Origin of the sequence: uncultured Aggregatibacter sp. (genome assembly GCF_901873365.1) — a bacterium.
In the GTDB taxonomy this organism is placed as follows: Bacteria; Pseudomonadota; Gammaproteobacteria; order Enterobacterales; family Pasteurellaceae; genus Aggregatibacter.
The window spans coordinates 1-8,220 of sequence record NZ_CABFLM010000090.1; the positions used below are offsets into that span (position 1 = coordinate 1).

General features: G+C 43.1%; 7 protein-coding genes. 3 read left to right on the forward strand and 4 right to left on the reverse strand.

The window, feature by feature from the left end; all coding sequences use genetic code 11:
* On the forward strand, window positions 1–1,438 hold a 1,438-nt coding region (gene pyk, locus QZ106_RS08050; RefSeq protein WP_295976286.1), incomplete at its 5' end, for a pyruvate kinase.
* Between the two features lie 164 nt (window positions 1,439–1,602).
* Here pyk and bioD read toward each other — a convergent pair.
* Complete coding sequence (gene bioD, locus QZ106_RS08055; protein WP_295976287.1) at window positions 1,603–2,331, reverse strand: dethiobiotin synthase; 729 nt, start codon at window positions 2,329–2,331, stop codon at window positions 1,603–1,605.
* Between the two features lie 306 nt (window positions 2,332–2,637).
* On the opposite strand from bioD, the gene asnS reads away from it, so the two are divergent.
* Entirely contained in the window at window positions 2,638–4,041 is a 1,404-nt protein-coding gene (asnS, locus tag QZ106_RS08060; protein WP_109858820.1) for an asparagine--tRNA ligase, read from the forward strand.
* Window positions 4,042–4,114: 73 nt separating this feature from the next.
* On the opposite strand, the gene QZ106_RS08065 is transcribed toward asnS, so the two are convergent.
* The gene (locus tag QZ106_RS08065; protein ID WP_295976290.1) at window positions 4,115–4,618 is read right to left on the reverse strand and encodes a lipoprotein HlpB; all 504 of its coding nucleotides are present in this window, start codon (window positions 4,616–4,618) and stop codon (window positions 4,115–4,117) included.
* Window positions 4,619–4,684: 66 nt separating this feature from the next.
* The gene (gene rplY / locus QZ106_RS08070) at window positions 4,685–4,972 is read right to left on the reverse strand and encodes a 50S ribosomal protein L25 (RefSeq protein WP_021615269.1); all 288 of its coding nucleotides are present in this window, start codon (window positions 4,970–4,972) and stop codon (window positions 4,685–4,687) included.
* Between the two features lie 213 nt (window positions 4,973–5,185).
* Here rplY and QZ106_RS08075 point away from each other — a divergent pair, with 213 nt between their 5' ends.
* On the forward strand, window positions 5,186–5,791 hold the full coding sequence (locus QZ106_RS08075) for a DedA family protein (protein WP_295976292.1): 606 nt from the start codon (window positions 5,186–5,188) through the stop codon (window positions 5,789–5,791).
* 173 nt (window positions 5,792–5,964) lie between these two features.
* Here QZ106_RS08075 and glnE read toward each other — a convergent pair.
* On the reverse strand, window positions 5,965–8,220 hold a 2,256-nt coding region (gene glnE, locus QZ106_RS08080; RefSeq protein WP_295976294.1), incomplete at its 5' end, for a bifunctional [glutamate--ammonia ligase]-adenylyl-L-tyrosine phosphorylase/[glutamate--ammonia-ligase] adenylyltransferase.

Sequence of the window (8,220 nt, forward strand, 5' to 3'; positions counted from 1 at the left end):
GTCTAGAAGACTCAGAAGAACGAAAATTGTATGTACTATGGGGCCGGCAACCGACCGTGGTAACAATTTGGAAAAAATTATTGCCGCTGGGGCGAATGTCGTGCGTATGAACTTCTCGCATGGGACACCGGAAGACCATATTGCTCGTGCTGAGAAAGTACGCGAAATTGCGAAGAAATTAGGAAAAACGGTTGCGATCTTAGGTGACTTACAGGGCCCGAAAATTCGGGTATCTACCTTTAAAGACGGTAAAATTTTCTTAAATATCGGCGACAAATTTGTTTTAGATGCTGAGTTACCGAAAGGTGAGGGAACACAAGAAGTTGTTGGTTTAGACTATAAAACCTTACCTCAAGATGTCGTACCGGGCGATATTCTTTTATTAGACGATGGTCGCGTTCAATTAAAAGTGTTATCCACCGAAGGCGCAAAAGTTTTCACCGAGGTAACCGTTGGTGGACCTTTATCAAATAATAAAGGTATCAATAAATTAGGTGGTGGTTTATCAGCTGATGCACTAACTGAGAAAGATAAAGCTGATATTATCACCGCTGCCCGCATTGGGGTGGATTATTTGGCCGTTTCTTTCCCGCGTTCCGGCGAGGACTTAAATTATGCCCGTCAATTAGCGAGAGATGCTGGCTTAAATGCAAAAATTGTTGCCAAAGTGGAACGTGCCGAAGCGGTAGCTACCGATGAAGCGATGGATGATATCATTTTAGCGTCTGATGTTATCATGGTTGCCCGCGGGGACTTAGGGGTTGAAATCGGTGATCCGGAATTAGTCGCCGTTCAGAAAAAATTGATTCGTCGTTCTCGTCAATTAAATCGTGTGGTGATTACTGCAACACAAATGATGGAATCGATGATCAGCAATCCAATGCCAACCCGCGCAGAAGTTATGGACGTGGCAAATGCCGTATTAGACGGTACTGACGCGGTTATGCTGTCTGCGGAAACGGCTGCCGGTCAATATCCAGCGGAAACGGTGGCGTCTATGGCAAAAGTGTGCTTAGGGGCAGAAAAAATGCCGGGAGCCAGCGTGTCACACCATCGTATAAATATCGAATTTGATGATATTGAGGAAACGATTGCAATGTCAGCGATGTTCGCAGCGAATCATATGAAAGGGGTGAGTGCTATTATTGCAATGAGTAGTAGTGGTCGTACGCCATTGTTAATGTCTCGAATCAGTTCTGGTTTGCCTATTTTTGCGTTATCTCGTCACCAAGAAACCTTAAATTTATGTGCGTTATATCGCGGTGTAACACCGGTGCTTTATGATGACATTAGCCGCACAATGGAGGGGGCGCAAAAAGCCATTTCCTTGTTAAAAGATAAAGGCTTCTTAATGGCAGGGGATGTAGTGTTATTAACTCAAGGGGCAGAATTTGCAGACGGCGGTTCAAATACCTGCCGTATTCTGACAGTAGAGTAATTGTTAAAGAAGGCTTAGTAAGTTTACTAAGCCTTCTGTTTTTATGAAATCGATTAAATAGGGTTAATTTTCACCGCACTTAATGTTCACTGCGCTTAATTTTTTACCGCGCTTAATTTTTTACCACACTGGGTCTTCACCGTGTTTTATACTGTTTACCGCTTTTATGCGACCCATTCTGTTCGTATATACGTCAATCGGTCAAGCCCTGTAATAAAGTGGCTTAAGTCTTGTTCCTCAGGTCGATGAATATAGGCGATCTCACCGAGTAATGGCGCATCTATTTTTTGTTTTAATGTTTCAATAATTTCAGCATAATGACCGAGGCCGGGGTTAATTCGATTTGCAACCCATCCCAATAGTGGCAGATTCTTGCTAAGTATTGACTGCACAGTCAATAAGGCATGATTAATACAGCCTTCTTTAATTCCCACCACGACGATAGTTGGCATATTGTGTTCAGCAACCCAGTCGGCAAAACTATAGTCTTTATTAATGGGCGTCAACCAACCGAAAGCCCCTTCGACAGCAACCGAGGAATATTTTGCGGATAGCCGTGCCAAATCTGCATTAAGCTTCTCGATTTTAACTCGTTGACTTTCTTCTGTTAAAATAGGGATAGTATGCAAGAACGTGTAACTATTGACTTCTTCATAGGTAACATTTTCGCTTGTGCTATTCATCAACGTTAGAACATCAGAATTATCTTTCGTTTCATAGTCACTTTCTTCCTGCAAAGACTTCAGCGAATATATCGGTTCATCTTGCCCGAATGCAATTGGCTTGTACCCAACGACTTTAATGCCCGCTTTTTGCAAAGCTTGCATGATTGCACGTGTTACAATCGTTTTGCCAACATTCGTATCAGTTCCTGTGATAAAAAAACTACTCATCATCATCCTCTTTTCTACTTTAGTCGTGAGATTCTAGATGAAAAAGGGTGATGTTATTTTGAGATAAAACAATATTTAATAAATTTATCGATCTTTTTACATAAAATACATGAAGATATCCCGATTATTTATGCTTTTATGTCATCAAAATAAATACGGATTAATCAGGAAGGATTTTGATTCAAATGAGATGTGTCTGCCACCTGTATTGCCTTAAAAATAAAAGCATCAATAGATTTTGGTAAATTTTCTAACTTAATGTAAACTAGTACAGTTCTAGAAAAATGGATTAAATTTGAGGTATATATGACAAAAATTGCATCAATTGTAGATGTGCTACAGGGCAAAATCGCAATTGGCGAAAAAGTGACTGTACGCGGTTGGGTACGCACCCGTCGCGATTCCAAAGCCGGCCTATCTTTCCTTGCCGTTTATGACGGTTCTTGCTTTGCCCCCATTCAAGCCATCGTAAACAATGATATCGTTAATTATGAATCTGAAGTATTGCGTTTAACTACCGGTTGTTCCGTCATTGTAACAGGGACAGTGGTTGAATCGCCAGCTGAAGGTCAAGCCGTTGAGTTACAAGCAGAGAAGGTGGAAGTTACCGGCTGGGTCGAAGATCCGGAAACCTATCCAATGGCAGCAAAACGTCATTCAATCGAATATTTACGGGAAGTTGCCCACCTTCGCCCTCGCACGAATATTATCGGTGCCGTTGCACGTGTACGTCATTGTTTGGCTCAAGCCATTCATCGCTTTTTCCACGAGCAAGGTTTCTATTGGGTGGCAACGCCGTTAATCACCGCTTCCGACACGGAAGGTGCGGGCGAAATGTTCCGTGTTTCTACGTTAGATTTAGAAAACTTGCCACGCACAGATAAAGGTGCGGTGGATTTTAGCCAAGATTTCTTCGGTAAAGAATCATTCTTAACCGTATCTGGTCAATTAAACGGTGAAACTTACGCTTGTGCATTAAGTAAAATCTATACGTTTGGGCCAACGTTCCGTGCTGAAAACTCCAACACAACCCGTCACTTGGCAGAATTCTGGATGATTGAACCAGAAGTGGCTTTTGCAACGCTCGCAGACAACGCAAAACTTGCCGAAGATATGTTGAAATATGTTTTCCGTGCGGTGTTAACAGAACGTCGTGATGATTTGGAATTCTTTGCTAAACATGTTGACAGCGATGTCATTAATCGCTTGGAACGTTTCATTCATTCCGATTTCGCCCAAGTAGATTACACCGATGCGATTGAGATTTTATTGAAATCCGGAAAAACCTTTGAATTCCCGGTTTCTTGGGGAATTGACCTTTCTTCCGAACATGAACGTTATTTAGCAGAAGAATATTTCAAATCGCCTGTTGTGGTGAAAAACTATCCGAAAGACATCAAAGCCTTCTATATGCGTTTAAACGATGACGGAAAAACTGTTGCAGCGATGGATGTGTTAGCACCGGGAATCGGTGAAATCATTGGTGGTTCACAACGTGAAGAACGTTTAGATGTGCTAGATAAACGGATGGAAGAAATGGGCTTAAACCCTGAAGATTATTGGTGGTACCGCGATTTACGCCGTTATGGCACCGTGCCGCATTCCGGCTTTGGTTTAGGTTTTGAACGTCTCATTGTTTATGTGACAGGATTGCAAAACATTCGTGATGTGATTCCATTCCCACGTGCACCACGCAACGCAAACTTCTAATTCTAGCAAGAAATAAAAATCCCCTTATTCGTTACGAAAAGGGGATTTTTTATGGAGATTGGCTTAAGCAGAATTATTGTGCTTTAGCATTTCCATTAAATTTTTTCTCTAATGCAAGGCTTTGCTCTTGTAGTTTCGCCATGGCATCTTTTAATTTTTCTGCTTTTGCTAAATAAGCTTTTTGTTGTTCTTCCGTTGGCTCGCCTAAGCTCACATTCGCTTGATCAACCAATAAATCGCTTGCTAAGCTAAGCACAGTTTTTGTTTGTTCTTTGACTTCATTAATTGAAGCAGATTGAATTTTTAACGATTCTAAGCTAGCAATTGTGTTTTTTACAGAGTTATTAAAGGTGTCAATCGCTTCTTGAATCTTTTTATTGTCTTTGGCTTGTACCGCCACCATAAGATCTTGTTGGAATTTTTGTTGGGATTGGAGCTGTGTTTGCTCTTGGTTTCTGTTCCATTCAATTAACGCATTATAATCAGCCGTTTCAACTGCAGGATCTACCGCTTTATCACAAGCTGCCAAAAAAACAGCAAATAAAGCAACAGCGCCAAATTTAATTAATTTTTTCATAATCTATCCTTTATGTAATAGTGGTATATAAAGAAAACTCCAGAGACCATCTGGAGTTTTTATCAATTATGCACGTTTGAAGTCAATGTGCACAAGTTTCGGCTTAAATGGGTGACGTTGCATTGCTTGCACTTTCACAGCCACCTCTTTACCATCAATCACTAATGTGATGACGTCAGAATAGAAAGAATCATGCGCTTGCGCATTGTTTAATTCATCGTGACTTAAAATGATAGATACAGGCTCTTCCTTGCCACCATAAACGATAGCCGGGATTTGACCGTTGTGACGCAGGCGGCGGCTCGCACCCTTACCTTGCGCTGTACGAACTTCAGCGTTGAATTTAAATGCCATTTTAGTGTTCTCTTTTTAAAGATTTAAACGAATAAAAATCGCAGGCGACCCAGCGATTTCACAAAATTTGCTCAAAGTCTGAACTTTGAGGTTGGCGATTATAATAAATTCGTATAGGTAATGCAAACTCAATTAAGCACTTTTTCCTAGCCATATTCAGGCAAGATGGGATAAAATGGGCAGGTTATTTTTAGTTTTAGGACGCTTTTATTCATGGAATTTCTGATTAATTTTTTTAGCAATTACGGTTATTTCGCCGTGTTATTTGTTTTGATTATCTGTGGTTTTGGCGTACCGATTCCGGAAGATATTACATTAGTTTCCGGCGGTGTTATTTCCGGTTTGGGATATGCTAATGTGCATATCATGTTGGTCGTAAGCTTGCTTGGTGTGTTGTTAGGCGATAGCACGATGTATTGGCTTGGTCGTATTTATGGTACTAAAATTCTACGTTTTAGACCTATTCGTCGCTTTTTGACTTTAGAGCGTTTACGCATGGTACGTAGTAAATTCGATCAATATGGCAATCGTGTATTATTTGTCGCGCGATTTTTACCCGGTTTACGCGCCCCGATTTACATGGTTGCCGGAATTACCCGACGGGTGAGTTTTACGCGTTTTGTATTATTAGATTTCTGTGCTGCGATTATTTCCGTGCCAATTTGGGTTTATCTCGGTGATTTTGGTGCCAGCAATTTAGATTGGCTACACGCACAAATTAAGAAAGGCCAATCAGTAATTTATATCTTAATCGCGCTCCTTGTGGTTTATCTTGTTTGGAAATGGCATAAAAATCGTAAGAAAGCCCAACAAAGTTAAATGAGTCCTGAGAGGGGATGAGGATGTCTTCAGCAATGAGAGCATAGAGTAGAGCCGCCGATTTTGATGAAAAATCGGCGTTAACACAGCCTAAAAGTGCGGTCAGTTTTAAAAGTAATTTTTAATACGGTGATAAAAACGTAGCCGTACGTTATCCCAAAAAGAAACTTGTCTTATCCCAATAATTTCTTCCAAATCTCCCGCACAAACGCCCTTTCTGCACAAAATTCCGCCCCGTCCACCACAGAGGGTAAACCGAGTAAATTCAAATGGTGAATACGGTTGCGCAGATCCACATAACATTGTTTTAAGCGTTCGCTGTCGGCATCAGAAATCACGCCGTATTCTGCCATGATTTCGAAAATCCGCACGTTATCTGACCAACGGGTGAGTGCGGGCTGTTGCGGCGAATGCGCCAACACTAAATATTGGGCGATAAATTCAATGTCCGTAATGCCGCCTTGGTCGGTTTTAATGTTGAATTGGGCGTCATCGTGTTTCGCCAAATGTTCATACATTTTTTCCCGCATTTCGCAGACATCCTGTTTCAGTTGAACTAAGTCCCGCGGGGCAGAAAGTACCTTGTGGCGAATGGTTTCAAATTCATCTCGGAGTTTCTGTTCGCCGAACACTGCACGGCTACGCACCAAGGCTTGTTTTTCCCAGGTCCAGGCTTCGTTTAGTTGATAGTTTTCAAAGGCGGCGAAAGAGCAACCAAGCAATCCCGCATCGCCTGACGGGCGTAGGCGCATATCCACGTCATATAAAATCCCTGCGCTGGTATTCATGCTGAAAATACTGACGATTTTTTGCGCCAAACGTAAATAGAATTGGTTGCTGTCGATGACTTTTTTGCCACCAACGGTTTGGCTATTGCTGGCGGGATCGTATAAGAAGACGAGATCTAAGTCAGATTTATAGCCTAATTCAATGCCGCCTAATTTTCCGTAGCCCACCACGAGGAAGTTTTTCTCTCCTTCTACCAAATGTTCGGGCACCCCAAAACGCACGGCGATTTGTTGCCACGCCAAATTGACCACCGCGCCGATAATCGCCTCAGCCAAATAGGTGAGATGGTCGCTCACTTTCATTACCGGCAACACACCGAGAATATCGGCAGCGGCAATGCGGAGCAGGGCAGCGTGCTTAAACTGGCGCAAGCCGTCGATGAATTGTTCTTCGTCATCTTGCGGCAGGCGCAATAAATATTGCTGTAATTCGGAAGCGTACTCGGTAAAGTGCGGTGGATTTCGCAGGGATTTTTGATCGAGCAATTCATCGAGCAAAATCGGGTGGCGCGCCACTTGTTCTGCAATAAATTTTGATTGGGCGCAAAGTTCGATAAGCTGCGTCAAGGCTTGCGGATTCTCTGCCAACAATTCGAGGTAAGTGGTACGCGTGAGAATTTTTTCAATAATCGTCAAAATCCGTGGTAGTAAAACAGGGCTGTTGGGCGTGTGTAAAACCTGTTGCAACAGGTTTGGCATTAAGCGATTTAGCACTGCCCGCCCGCGCACACCAATGGCATAACGAGGCAGCTCATTGCGAAATTGCAACAGGCGATCCAACACCGCATCTTGTTCCGCCTCGGGCACACCGTTTTGTTGCAAAATGCCGAGCAATTCTTGTTCGTCAAAATCCGCTTCGAGGAAATCTTCCCACGCATTTTCCGACGTATTTTCTTCTTGCTCATCGCCAATTAATGACTGAAAAACCGACCGCACTTTGCGCTGATGTTCGTGTAACACGGCGAGAAAACTCGCCCAATCGTGAATCGGGTAGGTGATGGAAACACTTTCTTGTTGCGCACCCCATTGGGTAAATTCCGCGCAGGCGAAGATTAAACGTTGACGATCCAATTCGTTATCGGGCAGTTGTTGGGTTTGTTGATCTTTGATGGCTTGCAGCACATTTTCCGCGCGGCGTAGAAATAAATAGGCATGGCGCAAATCGGATTCCTGTTCGGTGGAAATCAAATTCAGCCTGCTCAGTTCCGGCAATAAATTCAGCAATTCGTGCTGCTGCAAGGCAATTTCCCGCCCACCGCGAATTAACTGGAAAACCTGCACGATAAACTCAATTTCACGAATGCCGCCCGCGCCCAATTTGATGTTATCGGTGAGGTTGCGGCGGCGTACTTCCCGTTCGATTTTTTGTTTCATCTCACGCAACGCCTGAATCACGCTGAAATCAATGTAGCGACGATATACAAACGGGCGCAATAAATTCTGTAAAACGGCGACATTGGGATCCGTTGCTTGCGCGCCTAAAATACGACCTTTGATCATGGCGTAACGTTCCCAATCGCGCCCTTGATCCTGATAATACTGCTCCATGGCGTTAAAACTGAGTGCCAGCGCGCCACTGTCGCCAAAGGGACGTAAACGCATATCCGTGCGGTACACAAAGCCATCGGCAGTGTATTGATC